Source organism: Paenibacillus sp. FSL P4-0081, assembly GCF_000758565.1.
GTDB lineage: Bacteria > Bacillota > Bacilli > Paenibacillales > Paenibacillaceae > Paenibacillus_AQ > Paenibacillus_AQ phytohabitans.
Window position 1 is genome coordinate 5,371,449 of the sequence record NZ_CP009280.1, and the last position, 23,064, is coordinate 5,394,512.

The window sequence follows — 23,064 nt, forward strand, 5'->3', positions numbered from 1 at the left end:
TTGTCTGTCTCCCTAAACTCTACTTACCAATCAGAGGATCGTCAATAGGGGGAAAGACTGTTATACTGTATTGAGAATGATTATCACCCAAGAAAAGAGTGACTCTGAACATGCATAAACCACCTTCCGGCAGTTCATTGCCTTATCCTCATAGTTTTTATGTCCCGGTGCGGATTGCTGCACTGGACAAAGCCGCTTCTAACCGGGGAAATTCCAGCCCGCCCTTCTCTTCCCTGCTGATTATAGTTACCGGAGGCAGCGCAACGATGGAGTGGGATGGAGCGCTTACCCGTGTGTCCAGCGGCAGTACCTTGTGCTGTGACAGCTCCGCACACATCATCCTGCAGCACAGCCATAACCTGCAGGGGGTGTGGATCGAATATATCACACTCTCCGGCACCAGCCATCCTTCCAGCCCGCTGAACAACGGTGTACCGCTCCGCAGCTGTGCGCCCCGTATTTGCGCGGTGGCGTCGCGGCTGCTGGGCAGCTGGAGCCAGCCGGAAGAGCATCAGCCTTTTGCAGTGCAGCAGCTGTTCACAGAACTGCTCACTGAGCTGTATCACAGCGCTGCTGAGAATACGGAGCCGGCGCTTCATTGGCTGGACCGTGTATTGCAATATATAGAATCCCATTATAATGAGGACTTAACGAGAGGGCAGGCGGCAGAGCTTGCCGGAGTTACCCCGGAGCACTTCTCCCGCGCTTTCCGCAAATCCACCGGTCAGACCTTTAATGAATATGTAACACTGCTGCGCATCCGCAAAGCCCAGCAGCGCATTCTGACAGGAGCCCCGAATCTGAGCACGCTGGCGCTTGAAGTCGGTTATGGTGAAGGCACCTATTTAAGCCGCAAGTTCAAACAGGTCGTGGGTCTTTCTCCTGCAGCCTATCACAGCAAGAATAAATCCGTGGTATCGCTGAACTTCAATCACACGGCCAGCCTGCAGGCGCTTGAGGTTGTTCCCCGGCTCGGAGTATATTCGGCTTGGATGGAGAGCCTGAAGCCTATTCCGTCCAAGCATAAGCTGCTAAATGAAGGAAGCAGCTCCACAGGTCTATATGAACGCTTGTCTTCTGCCCGGCCGGATGTGATTATCAGCTACTCCCTGCCTGACAAGAATAAGCAGCTGATGTCGTTAGCTCCGGTTATTGAAATCCCCTTTATGCAAATGGACTGGCGGGAACAATTCCGGCTGATTGCAGAGGTCACCGGCCGCAGACCACAGGCGGAAGCCTGGCTGAATGTCTATGACGAACAATGCCACGCGGCCAACCAACAGCTCAACCGCCGGATCGGTCCCCGGGGAACCGCAGTCGTCTGGGAGATTGGCAGGGACGCTGCATACTGCTTCAGCAGCAGCTATGGCCACGGATCTCAGATTCTGTATAATGATCTGGGCTTCCGGCCCCCAAGCAGCCTTGTAAGCGAGGGACTCCTCCGCCAAGGTTATCTGGAGGTTGCCTTCAGTGACTTCGCCGGCTACCCCGCGGATCATATATTTATTACCTGCAGCGCCGGAACGGCCGAGATGCGGGAGCCGCTCCGTTCCTTTCTTCATCGTGCAGTACAGCAGAATCAGGCGTCCGCTTCCGGCAGCAGAATCTATTTCCTGAATCAGCCTGCCATGTTCTACGGATTTGATCCGCTCTCTTCCGAAGCCCAGCTCAGGGTGCTCCTGCAGGCGCTGACATCATAAATTTACATAGCCGGACATCACATTCAGCCATAGTGTAAACTGTACAAAATCTGTAAAGTGTTATTGAGAATGATAATCGTTCTACATAAGGAGGCATACATCTTGAAAAAACCGTATTCAAGCTCTAATTCCCGGAAACAATGGATCATCTTCCCGTTGCTGCTGGCACTGACGCTTCTTGCCTCAGCTTGTGGAAACAACACATCCAATAATAGCACCGGTTCTGCTGCTGCTAATGCTACAGAAACTCCTGCTTCGTCCCCGCAGCCGGAGACTCCAGCCGCAACCGCAGCTCCCGCCTTCAAAACAGTAACAACTGTAAATGGAGATATTGAAGTGCCGACAGCACCGCAGCGGATTGTTGCCGAAGAGTATCTGGGCAGCCTGATTGCACTGAATACAATCCCCGTGGGTGCTCCCGGACTGACGCTGGAGAATATGTATTTCAAAGAATCACTTACCGGAGTCACCGATACCGGCACTTACGGAAAGATGTCACCGGAGAATATTATCGCCCTGAACCCGGACCTCATCATCTCCGGCAATGCCGACAGCTATGAGACACTGAGCCAGATTGCCCCTACCGTCATTGTGCCGTACGGTGATCTGAAGGATGCTCACGCGGAGCTGACTTATTTCGGCAAGCTGCTCGGCAAAGAAAAGGAAGCTGCGGACTGGCTGGCAGATTATGATAAGCGTATCGCCGCAGCCAAGGCCCGTGTGGATGCAGCGATTCCCGCTGATGCCACCTTCAGCATCCTGGAGCATGCCGACAAGTCCACCTGGGTATATGGGGACAACTTCGGACGGGGCGGACAGCCGGTCTATCAGGCACTGGGACGGAAGCCGCCAACCGAAGTGGCTGCTGAAATAATGGAGAAGCAGTGGGCAGAATTATCCGCCGAGACACTGGGCAAATATGCTGGTGATTATCTCGTTGTGACCGATAATACACAGACTGTAGAAGACTTCCAGACAGATCCGATCTGGGGCAGCCTGCCTGCTGTCAAGAACGGACACATCTATGTATGGAAAGAAGAACGTTCCTGGTATTATGATCCGATCGCCGTTCTGGCACAGACAGAAGAGCTTGCGGACTGGCTGACTTCGGGGCAATAAATGAATGTTCCTGAAGCTGTCTGGGCAGCCTTAACCGGCTCCCGGCAGCTTTTTTTGCTGATTACTCCTTCCATAAATGGAGATAATACCTGTAGCCCGCCTGCCGGAACCGGCAAATCAGCTTGCGGAGCCTAAGGAGCATCGCCCATGAAAATTCTCGCTATTTATGTCCTGTTAGCCGTCATCACCTTGCTAATGCTCACACTGGTTGATGTCTTATCAGGAATCAGGGTGAGTGCATCGTTGCATTCTCTTTCGGTAATCTTTGCCACAACCACACTGCAGGAAACGATCTGTGTGGTGATCTTCCTGGCACTCCCTTTAATCCAGGTTGTCGCCGGCGCCCTCAAACGCAGCCGCTAATCTCCAGCGAAACTTAACGGTATAGGCCGAATCTGCGCCGGATACGGTGAACAAGAAACAGCAGAACAGGAATATACGCACAGAATACCGGCAGGATATTCTCCAGAAAAACCTTCCCTTCACTCATATGCACCGGATAATTCTCTGCACTGACGAAAGAGCTGAACAGCATGACCACCGCCGCCGGAATCACCAGTTTTTGGGAATCACGGACCTTGAAGAGATCGGCAGTTATGGCCACAGCAGCATAGCAATAAACAGTCATCTTGAAGAACACCCCGATAATGAGTGTAAGCATAACAAGTGCATCCAGACGCTGGATGAAGTTGGCTACATTCACGAGTGTGATGGTGGTAAACATCGGAAAGGTTGTCCGGCTGTAGAGGTTCTCTCCGAGCACTCCCATCTCAATGGCATGGGTGAAGCTAAGCAGACAGGCGCTTAAGGTGATGGCCACGATGCCGGTTTTCTTAATCTTCCTTGATTTGTTAAAGTGCGGAAGTATAGTCGTGAAGCACACGACCTCCCCGAACGGAAAAATCCAAATGTTAGGGTAGGCAGAGCCCAGAGCCTCCCAGAGATCATTGATATGAATTGGAAACAGGTTCTTAAGCTCCACCAGTCCGGCAGCAATGACAATAAAAATACAAATCAATCCCATGACGATTATGATCCAGAAGAAAATCTCCGCCGTTCTGGCGAATACCTCGATTCCCTTGCTCAGGATGTACATTACCGCAATAATCATGATGGAATCAATAATAAGAATCGGAGTTTTGTCGTATGAAGCTGAAATTAACAGATCCCCCGCTTCACGCAGATTTCTGGAGCCGTTATAGAGCAGCACCGGGAGAAACAGCAGGCCTACTACCCAGCCTATCCAGGGGCCGAGAATCTTACGGGCATAACCGCTGATGATCAGATCCGGGAACTGCTGATACAGATGTGTAAACACCAGATAAAGCAGAATGCCCCCTGGGAGCGCCATCAGGATGGAGAGCCAGACCGCATGCCCGCTCTCCAGGCCCACGGGTACAACCAGCGCCGTTCCAAGCTCAAACAGCACAATCATCGCAAAAAGCTGACTGGGGCCGATCGCTTCTTTTCTCATAAACCTATTCACCTTATTTCTGCATAAAAAGCTGATTATTCGGGAGCAGGGTGATACGGCTTCAGGCTCATTCCGGTACTGCGGATGTACGCCTCCACATGGAGATCCAGCTTCCCTTGAGCGAAGATATGACCCCAATTCTTATCTAGTGAAGCCCAGCCTTGGGGATCGCTGCGCTTCAGTTCATTACCGAAGTTAAAAATATCGCTCTCCATCTGCTGTGCCATCTGCAAGGCCTGCTTCACTTCGTTACCGGTCTGCTTCTGCAGCTCCTGTTCAAGCTTCACAATTTCTTCCCTCTTGCTGAGGTCAACGAACCCATCCGTTTCATTCACAATTCCTTCTTCACTGATACTTACATGAAAGACCGGCAGGCCGTCCTGAATATCAATCTTCACCTTCGTTCTTGAATACACAATATTGACGGCAATTGACTCTTTCTTATCCGCAGAATCAATATTGATTATAGTTTCTTCTATCCGGTTAAGCAGCCACTCCGTACCCCGTGCTTCCGAATCCTTCATCCAGTAGATCAGTTTGCCCTCTCTAAAAGCACCAAGTCCATGCATAACAGTCCCAGCATGTGACACGGTTTGTTCCAGATTGGATTTCTTCATGCCTTCAGAAGCATTCCCTTGAATAGACACTCCATTAATCGTCAGATCCCCTTCGCCCGTTATGCCGTTAATAATATCGAATACGTCGATCGTCCGGTTCTCTCCCCATACTCTCGAGGTATTCTGCGTCTTTTTGACCAGTCCCAAAGAAGGCAGACTTTCTATTGCAGTTAATATCTTCAGAACAGATGCTGCATCGTTGTTGCGGGCAACAAGCACTGCCGAATTGAGTCTGAGCTCATGCGACCGCTCAAAGATGTCAAATACATCGTTAATTCCGCTCCGGGCCAGGGACTCTCCCAGGACAACAAGCTGGGTGTGGGCAAAAAAAAGCTGGCGCGTTGCCCGCTTGGAGGCCTTGCGCAAAGCACCGAAAATTGTACGGTCGGTAGCAGAAACAATCACAATGGAAGGCTCTCCCGCGCTTGCTCCAAAACCTGTAGCCGTTGAGGATGGATTGACCAGCTGAAATGTCACCTTGAATTCATTGGTTTCCGGTACCAGATCTATACCGATGCCGCTGACGATAGCCAGGTCATTTAATTCTCTGCTGTTCCAGCAGCCGCTCAGCATCAGCACAATGACTCCCATAGAAATCACGCGCATAACGCCTTTAATGTTCATAGGAGTTCCTCTTTGCAGTTTTTTTGCCGGGGGCTGTGGAGCTGTTGCCCTTATTCAGCAGCCGTTTGCGGATCTTCATAAAAGTCAGAGGAGAGCGGAGAAAGGTGTCCTTCTGATTCTCCGGCACAAACGGACCCATAGGCGACATATACGGCACTCCAAGTGAACGCAGGCTGCACATATGTGCAATTAGCATGATGGTAAAGATGGCGATCCCATACAGCCCCATAAAGGCAGCGATGACCATAATGACAAACCGCAGCATCCGGATGGAGAGTGCCATATTGAAGGCCGGAGTGGCGAAGCTGGAGATACCTGTAAGCGACACAACAATAACCATGGCCGGAGAAACAATACCCGCCTGAACCGCTGCAGTCCCTAACACCAGCCCGCCGATAATGGAAACCGTCTGACCAATCGGAGACGGCATACGTACACCTGCTTCGCGGATGATCTCAAAGGTAACCTCCATCATGACGGCTTCCACGAAAGCAGGGAAAGGTACCCCCTCCCGCTGCGAGGCCAAATTGATCAGCAGCGGTGTCGGAATCATCTCCTGGTGGAAGTTAAGCGCCGCCACAAAGATTGCAGGCCCATATAAAGAGATAAGCAGGCACAGGAACCGCAGCAGCCGGATCAGTGTTGAGATATCATAACGCTGATAGTAATCCTCCACGGTATGAAAGAACATAAAGAAGGTAGTCGGGGCAATCAGTACAAACGGTGTGCCGTCCACAAAGATGGCAATCCGTCCGTCCAGCAGGTTTCCCGCCACACTATCCGGCCGTTCCGTATTATAGAGTGTCGGAAATGGAGAATACTTGTTATCTTCAATAATCTGCTCAATGTAGCCTGATTCCAGAATTGAATCCACCTTGATCTCCTGAAGCTTTTTTTTGAATACCTTGATCGTCTCTTCATCTGCAATCCCATGGATATACATTATGGTGATATCGGTGTGGGTCACATCGCCAAGCTTCATCGTTTCGGTCCAGAGATCGGGATTCTTGATGATTTTGCGGACCAGGGCGATATTGGTACTAATGGTCTCCGTGAAGCTTTCCTTCGAGCCGCGGATCGCCACTTGAGTCGATGCCTCGGATACCGGTCTGACCTCACCGCCGCAGGTGCTCCCGCTCACCGCTTCACCGAGTCCGTCAACCATAATAATCGTGTCCCCCGACAGCAGCGCTTCAAGCAGTCCATTGATATCTTGAACCAGCTTCTCTTTGCCGATGCTTAGCGCATTGTCTTTAATATAGGAATACACTTCGGCTGTTGTTGCTGCGAGTAGTACATCGTCATTCAAAGATTCGAAGGACATCACATGTGAAATGAAATGGTCGACCATTTCTCTGTCCGTAATACCAATCATATATACCGCTGCTACCCGGGCCGTCCGATTGATGAGTTCATAAGTACGTATGATAAGATCCGGGCTGTTCCCCAGCCTGGCTTTGATTTGAGTAATATTCTCTTCCAGATCAGGGGAGATAGGCGGATTGTGGGGTTTCCTGCCAGCGCTGTCCACCGTTTGTGCGGCTTGGCCGGATTCTTTGGTTGTCTTATCCATAATCAGCACCTCCTGCACTTACTATTCGCCCGCTATCCTTTTTTTATGCAGCTTATGGAATGTGTGAGGAACGCGGGGCTAAGCTGCGCCAGAGCAAAGCTTACTCAAAAAAAAAGGCTGCTCCCCGCACGGAATCTCCCGTGTAAGGAACAGCCTGTATGTGTTTAGACTAATGATCATCAACTACGCCAAGCGCCTTGTTCTTCTCCTTAAACCGGTCGTTATGCGAGGAGACATAAGCCACCTTATCCGCTTCAGGGTCCATGTACAGCTTCGCGCTGTTGAGGGCAAGCACCGCATCCGTGAACGTTCCGGCAATCAGTCTTACCTTGCTGTCATAATCTACGAAATCTCCCGCCGCAAAGATACCCGGCAGATTCGTTTCGAGCTTGCCGCTGACCTTGGCCCACCATTCCCCCATGTCCAGTCCCCAATCCTTCAACGGACCGAAATCGCTCTTGAGGCCGTGGTTGACAATAACGGCATCCACTTCAAGCTGCTCACTCTCACCGGATTCGATATGGCTGATCGTAACCTGGTCAATCTGCTCGCCATTGCTGCTGTGCAGCTGGTTAACCGCATAGGGTACACGTACATTCACAGAGGAATCCTTCATGCGAACGATATTCTTCTCATGGCCGCCGAACCGCTCCCGGCGGTGCACGATGGTCACGCTGGCGGCAATCCCCTCCAGTTCATTCGCCCAATCTACAGCGGAGTCGCCACCGCCCGAGATCAGAACCCGCTTGCCGCGGAAGGGCTCCAGCTCCTGCACCGTATAATGCAGGTTCGTCACTTCATAGCGGTCTGCGCCTTCAATCTCCAGCTTCGCCATCTGCAGAATACCGTAACCGATGGTTAGGATAACGGTGCGTGTCCAGTGCTGCTCACCGGTCGCCGAGGTCAGGATATAAGTCCCGTCCTCCTGGCGCGCCTGATGCACAATCTGCTGTCCGAACACAATGGTGGGATCGAAGGTCCGCGCCTGCTCTGCCAGCTGGTCTATCAGCTTACGGCAGAGCGTCGGTGTAACACCTCCGACATCCCAGATCATTTTCTCGGGATAGATCAGCATCCGTCCGCCCAGCTCTTCCTTCGCTTCAATCAGCTTCGTCTTCAAATCTCTCATTCCGCTATAAAAAGCCGTATACATACCTGCGGGGCCACCGCCAATTATCGTTACATCATATAATTCCATGGATTCGTTCATTTGTTTCCCTCCAGCTTCTAGGTGTATTTAAGATTTGGTCCGGGCCAGCAAATACAGAAAGTAAGGAGCGCCGATAACGGCAACAACGATACCGGTAGGTATCTCAGACGGCTGCAGAATCCGGCGGCCGATCGTATCGGCAGTGATGACGAGCAGCGCGCCGAGCAGCGCTGAAGCGGGAAGCATCAGCTGATGCTTCGGTCCCACGAGCCTTCTGGCCAGATGCGGGCCGACCAGTCCGACGAAGCCAATCCCGCCGCTTACCGCTACGCTTGAAGCGGCAAGTCCGACCGCCGCTGCCAACAGGCGGAACTGCTCCCTGGTGACATGGGCACCCAGACCGGTAGCCGTCTGCTCGCCCAGATTCAGCACATTCATGACCCTTGCCTTATAGATGACGTAGGGCAGGAGAATCACAATCCAGGGAAGCAGGGACAATACAAATTTCCAGCTGGTGCCCCAGATGCTGCCCGCAAGCCACGTGGCGACGAATTGATATTTGTCCGGATCTAGGCGAAGCGTCAGCACAATCATCGCTGCACTCATCCCAGCCGCAACTGCGACACCGGTGAGCAGCAGACGGATCGGTGCAATTCCCTGATGCCGCTTATAGGCCAGGCTGTAGATCAGTGCGGCAGTAAATGCCGCCCCGACAAACGCAACTACCGGCAGCAGATAGACAGGTGCCGCAGAGGTCGTCGGATAGAAGGACACCATCAGCATAACCATCAGCCCGGCTCCGGCATTAATGCCCAGGATTCCCGGATCGGCCAGATCATTGCGGAAGACCCCCTGCATCACCGCTCCGGAAACTGCCAGTGCAGCTCCAATCAGAATGGAAATTACAATACGCGGCAAGCGGAATTGGAACAGAATCAATTCCTGCTTGTCCGTCCCCTTGCCGAACAGCGTATTCAGCAGCTCTAGCGGAGTTAAACGTATGTATCCTGTATTCACACTTATAATGAACATGATAATAATCAGTACAGCCAGCACGCTAAGTACAGTCAGGCCATGCTTACGCCTTGTTTCTTCGAAGGAAACCACTCTGGTTCTCTGCATCTTTACAGCTCCCTTCTTTCTTTGCGGGCCAGATACAGGAAGAATGGAACCCCGATCAGCGCTATAATTGCTCCTACTGGCGTTTCATGCGGCGGGTTGATCATCCGGGCAGTCAGATCCGCCCCTACCACGAGCAATGCACCCAGCACGGCGGAGCAGGGAATAATCCATCTGTAATCCACACCTACAAGATAACGTGTCAGATGGGGAATAATCAGCCCGACAAACCCTACCGCTCCTACTACAGCCACCGAAGCGCCAGCCAGAATCAGGACGACTAAGGCCCCGGCCAATTTGACCAGACCGGTTCGCTGTCCCAGTCCTCTGGCGATATCTTCCCCCAGACTGAGCATCGTAATGGAACGGGACAGGATAATCGCCCCGATGAGTGCCGCAATCACCCAGGGAGACATGACCTGAAGCTGGAACCATTTCGTTCCGGCCAAGCCGCCTGCATACCAGAAGGCGAGGTCTTGTCCGATTTTGAAATACAGCGCCACGCCTTCACTGAGCGCCGAGAGCAGCGCACTGAAGGCGGCTCCGGCCAGTACCAGCCGGGCGGGGGTAAGTCCGCCTTTGGCCAGTGAACCGATGCCATAGACGATACCTGCTCCCGCTCCGGCCCCGATGAAGGAATATAGAATAAGATACATAAACGATAAATTCGGAAAAAAAGCAAAGCAGACGGCCAGCGCAAAACCCGCCCCCGAGTTAATGCCCATCAGCCCCGAATCCGCAAGCGGATTGCGGGTCATTCCCTGCATGATCGCTCCCGCCACTGCGAAGCTGGCTCCGACCATCACGCCGCCGAGAACCCGCGGAAGCCTGAGCTCGCGGATAATCTGATGCTCTGTAATATCCGGATTGAAGTGAAAAACTGCTGTCCACACGACAGAAAGCTTAATATCTGCTGCCCCAAACGATACTGAAACAGCGATGCCCAGCGCCAGCGCAATCAAACCGCCAATAAGGATCAGCGTTGCCGCCCAAGGGCGCGAACGTAGTTTGAGCGGTTCTGCTCTCTGATCAAGCCCATTCCTGGACACTGCCTGTTGATTCATGACTGTCACCCGTTTTCTATGAAATTGATTCTCATTATCATTGTAATATTGTAAATGAATTTGTCACTGTTTGGCAATGGACAAATATAAACCTGTACATAGAAAGTCTCTAATCATCCATTTCGCGCAGGATATCCGGCATGAAAAAAGACAACCTGTATCCTGATTACATCCGCAGGGGATGTATCTGGAGAGTCAGGTTGCCTTGTTCCATTGCTGCTGAATAGGCGGGAATGTCCGGGGCTTTCGCACTATACATTCTGAAGCGTACCGCCGAATAGTCTGCGGATATATCCCTGCAGCTTGCCGATATGCGGCACGAAGGTGCTTTTGTCATACACATAATTAGACTGGCTGACCAGCTGTGAATAGATCAGAAACAGAATAGCTGCGAGCTCGCGGTCAATCTGCTTCTCATGCTCGATCAGCAGATACGTTTCATCCAGCGCCTCGTATAACTGAAGCAGGGCAGCTTCATTAATGATTTTGCGGCGCAGCGGTACAATAATATCCGTGGCAATAGCGTCAATCCGCAGAATTAAGGCTGCCAGTCTCTCGTTCACGCGGTTCCCCTCCTGCTGTGACTGAATGGTTAAAGCGCTTGCTTAATACCATCCTATGTCAGCCGGACCTTGAGCATGCCTTGAGCGGCCGGAACCCATTCTGCTTATCTATGTAATTCTTCTTACCTTGTGTATTCCTCGTACTCATCTTTCTGGTTATGCCTCGAATACATGTACTCATCGTTCTTCAGCTTGTACATCTGCCCCATCCCGCCAAATATGAACAGCAGTACTACAAGCAGTGTGTAGGCATAAGTGAATTGATTGAAGTAGAAGCAAAGCACAACTGCCGCTATAATCAGCAGCAGCAGTCCGAGGCCTATACGGCTTAAGATTTTTCTCATCAGGGGTTCCTCCGCAGAAATTTTAGTCTTACTGTACCATGTTCTGCGGGAGGAATATGTCGAAAGCTGGCACTATACAAACAGAGGATGTCCCGGGCAGCCGCTTCCCGGCTCCGGTACATCCCCCTGCTATATGTTATGCTTTTACACCTTTTATAGTAATTTGGAGATCACCGTTCCGGCCAGCAGCTGTCCGAGCGTCTTATCCAGCGGCAGCGGCTTGTTGCCGAGGCAGGTTCTGAGCGCGGTCAGCAGCACCCGGACATCATATTTACTCGGATGGACAGGAATCACTTCTTTTTCCAGCGCCAAAAGATTATACACTGCCATCATCGCGGACCGGACCGAATATTCCACGGTAAAGACGCAGTCGTCCGGAACTTCGGCAAACTGGCCGAGGAAGGCCAGATTGGTGCTGCCCTGCGGAACCACCTGCGGGCGGTCTCCTGCGACACGCGGCATGAACTGTGAAGTGATATAAGGCATCATACAAGGAATAACATTGGTCGTATGCTCCAGAATCTCCGGAATGCGGTTCTTCAGACCGATATGGTACATCAGCTCCTCCAGAAGCTCGCGTCCGCTGCAGTCACTCATTTTCTTCTTGATATAGTCGCCTTCGGCATCCGGGAATAATCCGTAGGCCCAGAGCACCTTCACATTCTCCGGCTGGTTAATGAAATGCGGCTGCTTCGGTGCGGTCCAGGACATCATCCAGCTGGAGTCTTTGATGGTCACAACGCCGCCCATTCCGGGAGCATCCCCGGTCAGCTCCAGCAGATACGGGAATACAATATCGTCATCGGTAAAGGTCATCGTAAACGACAGCCACTTGGACTTGTCGATGTCCCCGCAGAACACTTCCGGGTGGCCGAAATCCGGAGATTTCGCGGCAAGCTTCTCCCAGAGGCTCCAGCAGCCGCGCTCCGTAACAGAGCGGTTCAGAACCGCCGGATGGTCCAGATCGCCCAGGGTCGAGTTCTCTGTCATCGAGCCATTGGTGACCATAACCAGATCTCCGCGTGCTGTTGAGAGGGTCTTTGGCTCTCCGTTCACGAGCAGCTGGATAGCGGTTACTGTTTTCTCTCCGCCTGTGAAATCAAGCTCCAGATCTGTTACCTGATGGCCTTTGTCAAAATTGACCCCCTGGCTTTCCAGCCATTTCATCAGAGGAAGAATCAGTGAATCGAACTGGTTATATTCGGTATGCAGGATTCCCTTCAGCTGGTTCATCCCGGAGATCAGGTGCATAAAGCGCTCCATGTAACGCTTCACTTCAACTACACTATGCCAATTCTCGAAGGCGAACATCGAGCGCCAGAAATACCAGAAATTCGTCTCCAGGAAGGTCGGGTCAAAAAACTGCTCAATCGTCACCGCTCCGAGTCTTTCTTCGGTCGCCAGGGTCAGCTTGCCCAATTGCAGCGCATGCGCAGTGGAGAGTCCCAGCGTTGAGAAATCGGCGGGCTGCCCTTCCTTTTCTACCAGACGGCAGTGGGATTCGATCGGTTCTGCCAGATTCAGCTCACGGAATTCATCCAGCACCGTCCGGTCCGGATTGGTTAATGAGGGAATGAAGCCGAACAGCTCCATGAAGCATTCAAAGTGCTCTTCGATCTCACGTCCGCCGCGGGCGCTGTAGCCGTCCTTCGCATTCCCCGCCCCGTCCATCGAGCCGCCATAGACTGCTGATTGCTCAAGGATATGAATATTCCGTCCCGGCATATGGCCGTCACGGATCAGGAAAGCGGCTGCCGACAACGAGCCGATCCCCCCTCCTACGAGATATGCCTTACGTGAAGCGATGCCTTCCTGTACCAGCGGATGAATTCTTTGATATGTACCCATATGTCCTCTTCCTTCCATGATCAGGGGATAAGTGCCTGCTAACAGCCTTCACTATACCCACCGTGAACAATGAATTCTATGGACAGCTTGGCGCGACTGTACAGGGATTACACATCTGCCGGAGATTGTGTCATTTCACTGGACCGGATGGGCGGCGGCAGCCTGATAGTGTTCCAGGCCCCGGGCGATGCTTCCTTCCATAATCCGGGCTACCTTCTCCACCATTTCGGCCGGGTCGGTATTTGCCCCTGCTTTGAGCCAGTGGATCACCTGTTCAAGGATAGCCAGTGTGTAGAAATCGGCAATGTCCTCCCTGGCCTGGCTTCTCCCCTGTTCCGGAATCTGCTCTTGTCCTTCACGGGCCCGCTCCTGCCCGTCCAGTTCTTCCACCACCCTGATCATGACGCCATAAATAACTCCGTACAGAAACTGCTCCAGATGCTCGCGTCCAAGTGAATGAAAGGTGTTCAGACAGATGGTTTTGTTGCTCACGGTGTACCGCAGGACACTTAGGAACCCCTGCTTCCAGCCGGCACAGCAGCGGTAGGGCTCCAGATCTTCAATTACCTCTGACCTGTAGACCCAGCCGAGCAGCTCGTAGATATCCTGAAAATGATTATAAAAGGTATGCCGGGTCACGCCGCAATCCGCTGTAAGCTGCTGGATCGTAATCTTGTTCAGCGGCCTTGCGAGCATGAGTTTTTTGAGTGACCGGGCTAAAGCGTTCTTGGTTAAAAGTGAATTGGACATTACTTCCCCCTTACTGCAGTAGAAACTTAACCTGATTTCTGGATTTACTGCATTGCTTAATAGGCTTCAAGGTTCTACAATACGGTGTATATGTTCCAATTATAACCAATTAAGAGCAGGTTTTCATAATAACCTTACGGGAGTGGATACGCTTGAATACAAGAAGGTACGGCAATACGGGCAAGACTGTGTCGGAGGTTGGCTTCGGTGCCTGGCAGCTGGGGAATAAGAAGGATTGGGAGGCTATGGAGGATCGTGCAGCGGTCTCTCTGGTCCATGAAGCGCTGGAGCGCGGGATGAATTTCTTCGATACCGCCCCGGGTTACGGGCACGGTGCCAGTGAAACCCTGCTCGGGACCGCCTTATCCGGCAGACGCTCCAGCGCTGTGATCAACACCAAATTCGGCCACGGGGCGGATGGCAGCACCTGCTTTGATACGGACCACATCCGTGCCTCCGTCGAAGGCAGCTTACAGCGTCTGCAGACGGATTATGTGGATTCCGTGCTGATTCATAATCCGCCTTTTGAGCTGCTGGACGGGAAATACGGCCACTACCACGAACTGGACAAGCTAAAAGCCGAAGGAAAGATTCTCTCTTATGGGGTTTCGGTCGATTCCGTGCCGGAAATGCTGGAGGTCATCCGCCATACGGATATCGGCGTTATGGAGGTTATGTTCAATATCTTTTACCAGGAAACGGCGGAAGCTTTCGGGCTGGCCCATGAGAAAAATATAGCGATCATCGTCAAGGTCCCTCTGGACTCCGGCTGGCTCTCCGGCAAATATGACAGCAGCAGCACCTTCGAAGGGGTAAGAAGCCGCTGGTCGCCGGAAGTGATCGCGAAACGCGCCGCCCTGATGGAGCGCATCCGGTTCATAACGGACGAAGAGACGACCATGACAATGGCTGCCCTGCGCTTCATCCTTGCTCACCCGGAGGTCACCACCGTGATTCCCGGAGTACGCAGCAGCGCACAGCTGGCCGAGAATATATCCGCAAGCCGCGAGGGGATGCCGGCGGAGCATGTGGTGAAGCTGAAGGAGCTGTGGGACAAGGAGATCCGGGATCAGCAGCTGGGCTGGTAATCGCGGCTGCAGTTATTCTTTTTCGCCAAGCCGGACTGAATAGGTCTTATACCCGTCTTCATTAATCTCCAGACAGTTCAGCTGCTCTCCATATACACAGCCGCCGTCAATGCCAATCTTGTCTCCGTGCGGGCTGAACCAGATTCCTGCCCCGTCCTGCAAATCTACCGTGGAGGTATGTCCGAATACAACCGTCTTCGCGGTAGAGGTTATCGGATGATTATAGAACGGCTCGCGGATCCAGATGAAATCATACTCCCGCTGGCTTGTCCAGTCGGCAAGGGAAGGATCAATTCCTGCGTGAACGAACACATGAGTGTCCGTTTCATAATAGAAAGGCAGCGTACCCAGGAAATCCAGATGCTCCTGATACTCGCGGCGCATATAATCCTTCATCTCCGCATACTCCTTCCAGCCTGAATCCGGGCGCAGCAGGACCGAATCGCGGCCTCCGCAATAACTCAGCAGGGTATGAAATCCCCCATTGGTAATCCAGTGGGTATCGCGCTTGTCATCCTCACCCGCCAGCGCATCACACGCCATCTGATCATGATTGCCCCGCAGTACGACAACACCGTGCTCCTCCGCAAGACGTTTCACCTGCTCAACCACCGCCCTGCTGTCCGGCCCCCGGTCCACATAATCGCCGAGCAGAATTAACTGGTCTTCGGAGGGGATATAGTTGGCTCTGCGGAGCAGCAGGTTGAATTCCTCCACGCATCCATGAATGTCACTGATCACTAATGTTCTGATACTCGTTCCCTCCTCCTCTTCTTAAGATACTTACACTCAGAATATTAATTATACTGATAAAACCGGATTTCCGCACGGACCGGCTGCTGAAAACCGGTAGTAAGCAGTTATGATACAGCGGCCTGCAGAAAAAAGAGGCTATCCCGTTCAGCCGGGAAACCTCTTCATCCAATACTATTCGCTCTGTGTTACGTTCTGACCTGCACCGGTAATTCAGCAGCGCTGTCCCAGCGCCAAGGCACCTCATGCCCCTGCAGATGCAGCCCGCCGTACCATTCATCTACACCTTGCATGCTCACTCTATCCGCTGTTCCGGTCAATACCCGCTCCCCCAGCTCTGACAGAATAACTGTACGCTTCAGGAATTCCGGTACTTCTCTGTAATCTGTAATTTCTGCCGTACCCTCAATAATAAGGAGAGGATGCTCTCCAGCCGTCAGCGTGCGAAGAACCTTCCAGTATTCCACATCTCCCATTCCCAGCTGGTGCAGTGCATCTGTAACTTGACGGAACAGCTTCAGAGGCGTATCTGCCCCGCCAGCCGCAGCCTCAAGTGTTGTCTGTTCGACAATACCAAGACCGTTATAAACGGAAGGCAGACGCGAGAGATGAAGCTTGAAGGCGTCATAGGCAAAAGAAAACGCGGATTTGGACAGCTCGGGCTTACTCTCCTCCAGGAGCTGTGCCAGCTGCCGGGGATCTGGAGATGCATATGCCTGCCATAGCCTGCTCCCAAGCTGCAGCTCCTCCGTGCCGATATTCTGCCAGGTTCCGGACAAGGTCTGAAGCTGTTCTGCCGTAAGCTGGCCCAGGCCATGGAACAGCTCAATTCCGGGAAATTCCCCGATGCAGAGCAGACTCAGCTTCGTGCTGCCCAGCTTCCGGTTGCTGAACCAGTGCAGCAGATAGGCCAGCATACTCTGGTCGAACAGATCATGCTCAAACCACAGGACCACTTCATCATACTTGTGGAATCCGCTGAGCATGCGTTCCTGCTCCTCACAGCCCTTCATATATTCTTCTGCCGGAATTCCCAGTGTGGCCTGCAGAACCTCTGCCCGCAGCTGCCGTTTCTCCTGTGCCGCCGGATCCATGAATATCGGACCCGCCGTGTAGATTTCTCTCCATACCAGCACATCCCCTTGGACAATCCCCTGCTTCAGCTTATCTCCAACGAAATCACCGTTCACAATATGCAGCATACGCTGTCCTCCCTCTTGTAACAGATTAAATGCGGCCGCAAGATCTGCCACAGGAAAAGCCCCCTTCAGCTTGCGTCTGCCGTCATACAGCCTTTTCTTCAGCGTTCCGGCCGGAATGCCCAAATAAACGGAAATCTCCTGAAGCGAATAGCCATAGAAGTAGAACAGCTGCAGCGGTACCCGCAGCCTGGCGGACAATTCTGACACCGAGCTATGCAGCACCTGTGTCCATTCTCTGCGTTCGGCAATTTCCTCAACACCCGGAGAAGACACGGCGACATGCTCTGCTGCCTCTAGAGGCAGCAGTGTTTGGCGCCTGCGCCGCAGCAGCCGGTGGCACTGCCTGACCACAATGGTTCTGAACCAGCCCGGAAACGCCGCCGGCTCCTGCAGACTCCCAAGGTTCATATACGCCTCGATGAGGGCCTCCTGTACCGCGTCTTCCGCCAGCTGAACATCTCCCAGCATATTGTAAGATACTACGTAAGCCATCCCCCGGACATGCTCTGTCAGCTGCCTGAAAGCTCCGGCGTCCCCCTTCTGTGCTTCTTCAATCCACTGCAGCATACGCCTGCGAACCTCATTTCTGTATTTTCATCTGTTCTAAGGATAAGTGCCATTCCGCGCGGAAAAGGTTACAAAATATTGTTCATGATCCGGGTTAGCCTATCTATGCTACACGATTATATTTTATTGACCAGTGTCAGGTTTATATTTCGATAAATTAAATTTATACAAATTAATTTTATTCTAATTAATTTTTAACAATGTGTGATACTATTATTTCATTTAGCAAATCTTGGAGGCCGGGAGGATATTCAAGCGATAACACTCGCCTATTCATCGGAGACAATACAAATTTCAGGAGGCATAACATTGAACCCTAAACCCGGCAGGCTTCTTCTCTCCACACTAATGATAGTTACCGCACTTTATTCTTCTTCGGCTGGAACAGCTTTTGGCGCGGCAGTACCTTCATTAACAGGCATCACAGGCCACTGGGCTCAGAACGAAGTGACGGACTGGGTTGAAAAAGGGTTCATTCAGGGATACACCGACGGCAGCTTCAAGCCGGATAACAGTCTGAAAAGAACCGAATTCATGGCGCTGATTAATCGAGCGTTTGGATTCACTGAAACGGCGGCTGTCTCTTATACGGATCTGTCTTCAAGCAACTGGGCCTACGCTGAGGTTGCCAAAGCAGTCAAAGCCGGATATATCAACGGGTATTCAGATGGCACAATCGGTACAGGCAAGACCATCAGCAGACAGGAAGCCGCAGTGATCATCAACCGGTTATTGAAGCTGGATGCAGCCCGGACCAGCGCTCTTTTCAGCGATTCCAAGGATATTGCCGCCTGGGCTCTCGGCTCGGTTAATGCAGTAGCCTCTGCAGGAATCATGAAAGGGTATTCCGAAGATAACAGCTTCAAGCCCGGCAGGGATATTACACGCGCGGAAGCAGTAGTGTCCTTAATACGGACCAAGGCCATTGAGGCTGCTCCGGCCAGTACACCGGATAATACCGGCACGTTCACCCCTTCGGCAACTGCCTCACCGGCAGCCAGTCCAACCGCTTCACCGACTGCTACACCTTCACCTGTCCGGAACCCCGATATTCCTTCTGTTCCAACGGCCACACCTGAACCTGTCTCCACACCTACAGCAACGCCAGAACCGGAAGCTACAGCAACACCAGAACCTACAGCGACTCCGGCTGTTACTTCCGATCCGGCAGATACGACAGCCCCGATCCTTACGGGTGTAACTCTTGGAGCGGTTACTGTAGGAGAGAATGTATACGGGACAAGTAACGAAGCGGGTTATTTGTATCTGGTTCCTTCCACTGTAGCAGTGACCCCGGCGGGTCTGGAAGATTCCGTCCAAGCTGCGCACGGGACAAAGCTGGCGGTAAGCGCCTCTGTCTACTCCCCGCTGAACACGCAGGGTCTGCCTGCAGATCATTATGTCGTGTATGCTGTAGATGGCTCCGGCAATATTTCGGTTCCTTCAAGCATTATTGAGGTTAAAGCCATTGAGTTGACCCTGGATGCTCCGGTCTCACTGACGGAATCCAAAACCTATGATGGTACCTCCACCGCAGCGGTAACCGCAAGTCCTCTGCTCGGCGTGCTGAGCGGTGACGTGGTAGAAGTGCATGCCTCCGCTTCTTACAGCAGCGCGGCGCTTGGGGTTAACAAGACTATAACTGTTGTCTATACCATAAGCGGAGCCCAGTCAGCCAGCTATATTGCACCCGCTCCATATACCGTCCATACGGGAATTATCTCGCTGAATCAATTAACCATCGAAGCTCCGGATTTGACCCTCGCCAAGTTCAAGGACGGAACAACCATAGCAGATGTAACCCCTGGTCAGCTCATTGGAGTAATCCCCGGGGAAGATGTCAGTGTGATCGCTGTTGCCAATTATGATACCTCTGCAGTAGGTACGAACAAAACCATAACTGTAGTCTATACACTCAGCGGACCAGATGCCGGAAATTATATTGCACCTGCGAACTACGTCGTGAACACAGGTGAAATTGACCGGGATCAGATCACACGCTCCAGAGTCTATGATGGAACTACTGCGGCGGTAGTGGTTGCTGGTGCTGTGACCGGAATCGAACCTGGTGATATCGTCACAGTAGAAGGTATTGGTGAATACAGCGATGTCAACGTGGGTACGAATAAAATCATAACTATTTCGTACATTTTAACAGGTCCAGACGCTGGCAATTATCTCCCGCCTGTTAGCTACACCATAAGCACGGGGATTATCACCGCCTTGCAGTTAGACATTACCCCGCCAGCCATCACGGAGTCCAAGCTCTTTGACGGAACGCTATCAGCGCAAGTCACTCCAGGCACTCTGATTGGAGTCCTTCCGGGGGATGATGTAACGGTCAGCGCAACGGCGGCCTACAGTGACGCTGCTGTGGGCAGCGGCAAAATCATCACCGTAGTCTACACCTTATCCGGGGAGGATGCCGCGAACTATTTGGCACCAGGGAATTATATGATATCCACAGGTGTGATTGTAGCGCCTTAGGCAGAGATATTATGAACACTTGTTAAAAGATAAAAGCGTCCCGCGAGCCGTGAACAGGCTGCCTGGGGCGCTTTTTGATGTTGGGAGTAGTAAATCGCTTGCCCGATGGTTTGCAGTGACCCAATTACGGTATATGCCTGGGAGTTGGGAGTATGGTATATGCTTGCTTAATTGCACTCTGTACAACTAAATTGTCTGATTTACAACCGATTCTTCGTTTAGTTGTATTTCGTACAATTAAACTGCCTGTGTAGATTGCTTATCACCTATTCGGGCAGATTTAGTTGTACAGATTACAGTTATTTGATGCAGGTATCCCTTTTCGCTGTTTTTAATTGTACATTCTACAACTATCGATGAATTCAGGCGGAATGTAGTCTGCTAACCAGATATTATGATTGCCGTGGTAAAACTTAATCCCTTCGTTCGCTGCCCGCCCGGCGTCAATTGTTAAGATCACAGGATTGGGATCTTTCCGGCCTCCAACCAGCTTTGCTGTTTCCGTATCCACCGAGAAATGAACATACTGTCTCTTCATTGGTTTAAGCCCATCAGCCAGAATCATCTCCACCCATTGCCTGGCTGTCCCATGGTACAGAACGGGGGGTGGGGTTTCATTCTGCTTAATTATTTTTTGAGGCACAGAGTGACCATATAGCGCCCTTATCTTGCCCTCCACAATCTCATGCCGCTGTTTAGCCGAACCCTCTATCATCTTAGCCACATCATCTGCAGTTACTGAATTCCATTGTTGCTCAAGGTGCAATGCATTTAATAGCTGCTCCATCTCTACAAAGCCCTCATCATCTAATTCCAGTTCATACTCCCATGGCGCGTGACGCAGTGCATATGAAACCTCTTTGCTGAGCTTCGAATAATCCATATCAAACCTCCTTACCAAAACGCCTCATAGGCGTCAAAGGAACATATATGATTACGATTTTATCATATGTAACGCTGCCAACATAATAATACGCAGGGCCATATGTGATCCTTCATCCGGCGAGGAGGACTGAAATTCCGCTATTTCAGCTAATCAGGCGGGTTTGCGGAGCACGCGGACTCAGAATCCGTTATGTCTGCTGTAAGCAAGTAGCTCTAGCCAACATTTTGGGCGGTGGAGGCAGAAGTTAGCTGATATTGATGACGGGGGTGGCGGTGCTACAATGGCAACATAAGCGGCGGCGGTTCCTTTGTCTTGGTCAGTCCTGTCCGCAGCAAAAAGCCGCCCCTCCCGAGGCGGCCGTCCTGCACCCGTCACTGTACATCCTCATACCTGATTCATGCTCAACTGTACTGCCAGTCCGGCCACCCTGGCGGTTAACGCCAACGACGGGACTGTTTGACTGCTGCATCGCTGCTGAACCCTTGATTCCGGCCTACTGCGCGATCTGCTCGCGGATGTTCGCGAGAATCTTCTTCTCCAGCCTCGACACCTGAACCTGCGAAATGCCGAGGCGGCTGGCAACTTCAGACTGGGTCTGGTCGCGGTAGTAGCGCAGGTAGACAATCAGGCGCTCGCGCTCGGTTAAGGCGCCGATGGCCTCATTCAAGGCAAGCTTGTCGAACCAGCGCTCCTGCGACTCGTCGGCGATCTGGTCGATCAGAGTGATCGGATCGCCGTCATTCTCGAAGACCGTCTCGTGGATCGAAGTCGGCGGCTTGTTGGCTTCCTGGGCGAAGACGATTTCTTCGGGCGTCACGCCCAGCGCCTCCGCCACTTCGCCGATGGTCGGCAGGCGGTCGAGCGTTTTGGACATTTCATCCTTCATCTTGCGCACCTTATTGGCCATTTCCTTCAGCGAGCGGCTGACCTTGAGCGTTCCGTCATCGCGGAGGAACCGCTGGATCTCGCCGATAATCATCGGCACCGCATAGGTGGAGAACTTGACCTCATAGCTGAGGTCGAATTTATCAACGGACTTCAGAAGCCCGATACAGCCGATCTGGAATAAATCATCCGGTTCATATCCACGGTTCATAAACCGCTGCACCACCGACCAGACGAGGCGGATATTGCAATTGACCAGCGTGTCGCGGGCCGTATTATCCCCGGCTTGACTGAGCGCGATTAGACGTTTGACCTCCGCATCGTCCAAATAGGTCGGCGGAGCTTTTTTTGACTCTGCATCCATGGCTCCAACCCCTAATTGTATAAAGCTTTTTTCGAGACGATGGTTTTCTTCATTGAAATGGATGTGCCGCGTCCCGGTTCACTGGTAACTTCGAATTCATCCATGAAATTCTCCATAATGGTAAAACCCATGCCCGACCGCTCCAGCTCCGGCTTGGAGGTATACAGCGGCTGCTGGGCCAGCTCCAAATCCTCAATGCCTCTACCCTGATCTTCAATCGTCAAATGCACAGTCTCAACATCAATGGAAGCGGAGATGCTGACCACTCCTGCAGGATCACTGTCGTACCCGTGGATAATGCAGTTGGTGACCGCCTCCGACACAACCGTCTTCAGGTCATTCAGCTCCTCCATGGTCGGATCGAGCCTGGAGACAAAAGCCGCCACTACCACACGTGCGAATGATTCATTCTCCGACAGTGCGGCAAACTGGACGCTCATGAAGTTACGGGCTTCACTATTTGTCATAACGCAACCTCCAAATCCGAGAGTGCAGCGCTCTCGTTGTCATATAGGGGCATGATCTTGAACAGGCCCGACATTTCCAGCAGGCGCTTCACGGGTGCGGTGGCATCGCAGACTGCCATCTTGCCGCCCTTGCTGCGGATCAGCTTGTACCTTCCCAGAATGACTCCGAGGCCTGAGCTATCCATGAACTGCAGCTCCTTCAGGCTGAGAATCAGATGCTCTACCTGGCCCCGCATAATCGCTTCATCCATATCCATACGTACATAATCGGCTGCGTGATGATCCAGTTCGCCAGACAAACGGACGATCAGTACACCCCGGTGATGCTCCATCTCCACATGAGAATTCATCCTTGCCACTCTCCTCTTCGTTGCTTGGACAACCGCCCTGTACTACTTTCTTTCCCCTACAAGGACAAGG

At 52.2% G+C, this 23,064-nt stretch carries 21 protein-coding genes; 5 read left to right on the forward strand and 16 right to left on the reverse strand.

Going from position 1 to position 23,064, the window contains the following annotated elements:
• The first annotated feature begins 110 nt into the window (after positions 1-110).
• From P40081_RS23120 to P40081_RS23130, 3 genes are all read left to right on the forward strand, one after another.
• Positions 111-1,700, forward strand: coding sequence for a helix-turn-helix domain-containing protein (locus P40081_RS23120; protein WP_042138668.1), 1,590 nt, complete (start codon positions 111-113; stop codon positions 1,698-1,700).
• Between the two features lie 102 nt (positions 1,701-1,802).
• Positions 1,803-2,819 (forward strand): ABC transporter substrate-binding protein, encoded by a 1,017-nt coding sequence (locus P40081_RS23125; RefSeq protein WP_231575176.1) that lies wholly within the window; start codon positions 1,803-1,805, stop codon positions 2,817-2,819.
• Positions 2,820-2,966: 147 nt separating this feature from the next.
• Positions 2,967-3,182 carry a YczF family membrane protein gene (locus tag P40081_RS23130; protein WP_042138670.1) on the forward strand — a complete coding sequence of 72 codons (216 nt, stop codon included), beginning with the start codon at positions 2,967-2,969 and terminating at the stop codon, positions 3,180-3,182.
• Between the two features lie 13 nt (positions 3,183-3,195).
• On the opposite strand, the gene P40081_RS23135 is transcribed toward P40081_RS23130, so the two are convergent.
• From P40081_RS23135 to P40081_RS23180, 10 genes are all read right to left on the reverse strand, one after another.
• Entirely contained in the window at positions 3,196-4,293 is a 1,098-nt protein-coding gene (locus P40081_RS23135) for a GerAB/ArcD/ProY family transporter (protein ID WP_042138671.1), read from the reverse strand.
• 35 nt (positions 4,294-4,328) lie between these two features.
• Complete coding sequence (locus P40081_RS23140) at positions 4,329-5,534, reverse strand: Ger(x)C family spore germination protein (RefSeq protein ID WP_042138672.1); 1,206 nt, start codon at positions 5,532-5,534, stop codon at positions 4,329-4,331.
• Entirely contained in the window at positions 5,524-7,107 is a 1,584-nt protein-coding gene (locus tag P40081_RS23145) for a spore germination protein (RefSeq protein WP_081970067.1), read from the reverse strand. The genes P40081_RS23140 and P40081_RS23145 overlap by 11 nt, the downstream gene beginning before the upstream one ends.
• Positions 7,108-7,276: 169 nt before the next feature.
• Complete coding sequence (locus P40081_RS23150; RefSeq protein WP_042138673.1) at positions 7,277-8,317, reverse strand: NAD(P)/FAD-dependent oxidoreductase; 1,041 nt, start codon at positions 8,315-8,317, stop codon at positions 7,277-7,279.
• Positions 8,318-8,344: 27 nt separating this feature from the next.
• Entirely contained in the window at positions 8,345-9,379 is a 1,035-nt protein-coding gene (locus tag P40081_RS23155) for a FecCD family ABC transporter permease (protein ID WP_042138674.1), read from the reverse strand.
• Between the two features lie 2 nt (positions 9,380-9,381).
• A complete protein-coding gene (locus P40081_RS23160) occupies positions 9,382-10,440 on the reverse strand; it encodes a FecCD family ABC transporter permease (protein WP_039301612.1) in 1,059 nt (352 codons plus the stop codon).
• A gap of 251 nt (positions 10,441-10,691) precedes the next feature.
• Entirely contained in the window at positions 10,692-11,003 is a 312-nt protein-coding gene (locus P40081_RS23165; RefSeq protein ID WP_039300260.1) for a hypothetical protein, read from the reverse strand.
• Between the two features lie 122 nt (positions 11,004-11,125).
• On the reverse strand, positions 11,126-11,347 hold the full coding sequence (locus P40081_RS23170; RefSeq protein WP_039300264.1) for a hypothetical protein: 222 nt from the start codon (positions 11,345-11,347) through the stop codon (positions 11,126-11,128).
• A 153-nt stretch (positions 11,348-11,500) separates the two neighbouring features.
• A complete protein-coding gene (locus P40081_RS23175) occupies positions 11,501-13,195 on the reverse strand; it encodes an oleate hydratase (protein ID WP_042138675.1) in 1,695 nt (564 codons plus the stop codon).
• A 135-nt stretch (positions 13,196-13,330) separates the two neighbouring features.
• On the reverse strand, positions 13,331-13,945 hold the full coding sequence (locus P40081_RS23180; RefSeq protein ID WP_042138676.1) for a TetR/AcrR family transcriptional regulator C-terminal domain-containing protein: 615 nt from the start codon (positions 13,943-13,945) through the stop codon (positions 13,331-13,333).
• A 152-nt stretch (positions 13,946-14,097) separates the two neighbouring features.
• Here P40081_RS23180 and P40081_RS23185 point away from each other — a divergent pair, with 152 nt between their 5' ends.
• Positions 14,098-15,033 (forward strand): aldo/keto reductase, encoded by a 936-nt coding sequence (locus tag P40081_RS23185; RefSeq protein WP_042138677.1) that lies wholly within the window; start codon positions 14,098-14,100, stop codon positions 15,031-15,033.
• Between the two features lie 12 nt (positions 15,034-15,045).
• On the opposite strand, the gene P40081_RS23190 is transcribed toward P40081_RS23185, so the two are convergent.
• Entirely contained in the window at positions 15,046-15,774 is a 729-nt protein-coding gene (locus tag P40081_RS23190) for a metallophosphoesterase family protein (RefSeq protein WP_231575177.1), read from the reverse strand.
• 200 nt (positions 15,775-15,974) lie between these two features.
• Entirely contained in the window at positions 15,975-17,555 is a 1,581-nt protein-coding gene (locus P40081_RS23200; RefSeq protein WP_042138680.1) for a sigma-70 family RNA polymerase sigma factor, read from the reverse strand.
• A 309-nt stretch (positions 17,556-17,864) separates the two neighbouring features.
• Between P40081_RS23200 and P40081_RS39820 the strand changes: the two genes are divergently transcribed.
• On the forward strand, positions 17,865-20,042 hold the full coding sequence (locus P40081_RS39820; RefSeq protein WP_052421952.1) for a YDG domain-containing protein: 2,178 nt from the start codon (positions 17,865-17,867) through the stop codon (positions 20,040-20,042).
• Between the two features lie 331 nt (positions 20,043-20,373).
• On the opposite strand, the gene P40081_RS23210 is transcribed toward P40081_RS39820, so the two are convergent.
• The 4 genes from P40081_RS23210 to spoIIAA all read right to left on the reverse strand — a co-directional run bounded on the left by P40081_RS23210 (position 20,374) and on the right by spoIIAA (position 22,994).
• Positions 20,374-20,925 (reverse strand): RNA 2'-phosphotransferase, encoded by a 552-nt coding sequence (locus tag P40081_RS23210; RefSeq protein WP_042138681.1) that lies wholly within the window; start codon positions 20,923-20,925, stop codon positions 20,374-20,376.
• Between the two features lie 496 nt (positions 20,926-21,421).
• The gene (gene sigF / locus P40081_RS23215; RefSeq protein WP_039300284.1) at positions 21,422-22,177 is read right to left on the reverse strand and encodes an RNA polymerase sporulation sigma factor SigF; all 756 of its coding nucleotides are present in this window, start codon (positions 22,175-22,177) and stop codon (positions 21,422-21,424) included.
• Positions 22,178-22,188: 11 nt separating this feature from the next.
• Positions 22,189-22,644, reverse strand: a complete 456-nt coding sequence (gene spoIIAB / locus P40081_RS23220) for an anti-sigma F factor (RefSeq protein WP_039300287.1) — start codon at positions 22,642-22,644, stop codon at positions 22,189-22,191.
• A complete protein-coding gene (spoIIAA, locus tag P40081_RS23225; protein ID WP_042138682.1) occupies positions 22,641-22,994 on the reverse strand; it encodes an anti-sigma F factor antagonist in 354 nt (117 codons plus the stop codon). The genes spoIIAB and spoIIAA overlap by 4 nt, the downstream gene beginning before the upstream one ends.
• Between the last annotated feature and the right edge of the window lie 70 nt (positions 22,995-23,064).

What these genes read in the sequence shown, in the direction of transcription:
- P40081_RS23120 (WP_042138668.1), top strand. Translation starts at nt 111, where the DNA reads ATGCATAAACCACCTTCCGGCAGTTCATTGCCTTATCCTCATAGTTTT.
- P40081_RS23130 (WP_042138670.1), top strand. Translation starts at nt 2,967, where the DNA reads ATGAAAATTCTCGCTATTTATGTCCTGTTAGCCGTCATCACCTTGCTA.
- P40081_RS23135 (WP_042138671.1), bottom strand. Translation starts at nt 4,293, where the DNA reads ATGAGAAAAGAAGCGATCGGCCCCAGTCAGCTTTTTGCGATGATTGTG.
- P40081_RS23140 (WP_042138672.1), bottom strand. Translation starts at nt 5,534, where the DNA reads ATGAACATTAAAGGCGTTATGCGCGTGATTTCTATGGGAGTCATTGTG.
- P40081_RS23145 (WP_081970067.1), bottom strand. Translation starts at nt 7,107, where the DNA reads ATGGATAAGACAACCAAAGAATCCGGCCAAGCCGCACAAACGGTGGAC.
- P40081_RS23150 (WP_042138673.1), bottom strand. Translation starts at nt 8,317, where the DNA reads ATGAACGAATCCATGGAATTATATGATGTAACGATAATTGGCGGTGGC.
- P40081_RS23155 (WP_042138674.1), bottom strand. Translation starts at nt 9,379, where the DNA reads ATGCAGAGAACCAGAGTGGTTTCCTTCGAAGAAACAAGGCGTAAGCAT.
- P40081_RS23160 (WP_039301612.1), bottom strand. Translation starts at nt 10,440, where the DNA reads ATGAATCAACAGGCAGTGTCCAGGAATGGGCTTGATCAGAGAGCAGAA.
- P40081_RS23170 (WP_039300264.1), bottom strand. Translation starts at nt 11,347, where the DNA reads ATGAGAAAAATCTTAAGCCGTATAGGCCTCGGACTGCTGCTGCTGATT.
- P40081_RS23175 (WP_042138675.1), bottom strand. Translation starts at nt 13,195, where the DNA reads ATGGGTACATATCAAAGAATTCATCCGCTGGTACAGGAAGGCATCGCT.
- P40081_RS23180 (WP_042138676.1), bottom strand. Translation starts at nt 13,945, where the DNA reads ATGTCCAATTCACTTTTAACCAAGAACGCTTTAGCCCGGTCACTCAAA.
- P40081_RS23200 (WP_042138680.1), bottom strand. Translation starts at nt 17,555, where the DNA reads ATGCTGCAGTGGATTGAAGAAGCACAGAAGGGGGACGCCGGAGCTTTC.
- P40081_RS23210 (WP_042138681.1), bottom strand. Translation starts at nt 20,925, where the DNA reads ATGGATTATTCGAAGCTCAGCAAAGAGGTTTCATATGCACTGCGTCAC.
- sigF (WP_039300284.1), bottom strand. Translation starts at nt 22,177, where the DNA reads ATGGATGCAGAGTCAAAAAAAGCTCCGCCGACCTATTTGGACGATGCG.
- spoIIAB (WP_039300287.1), bottom strand. Translation starts at nt 22,644, where the DNA reads ATGACAAATAGTGAAGCCCGTAACTTCATGAGCGTCCAGTTTGCCGCA.
- spoIIAA (WP_042138682.1), bottom strand. Translation starts at nt 22,994, where the DNA reads ATGAATTCTCATGTGGAGATGGAGCATCACCGGGGTGTACTGATCGTC.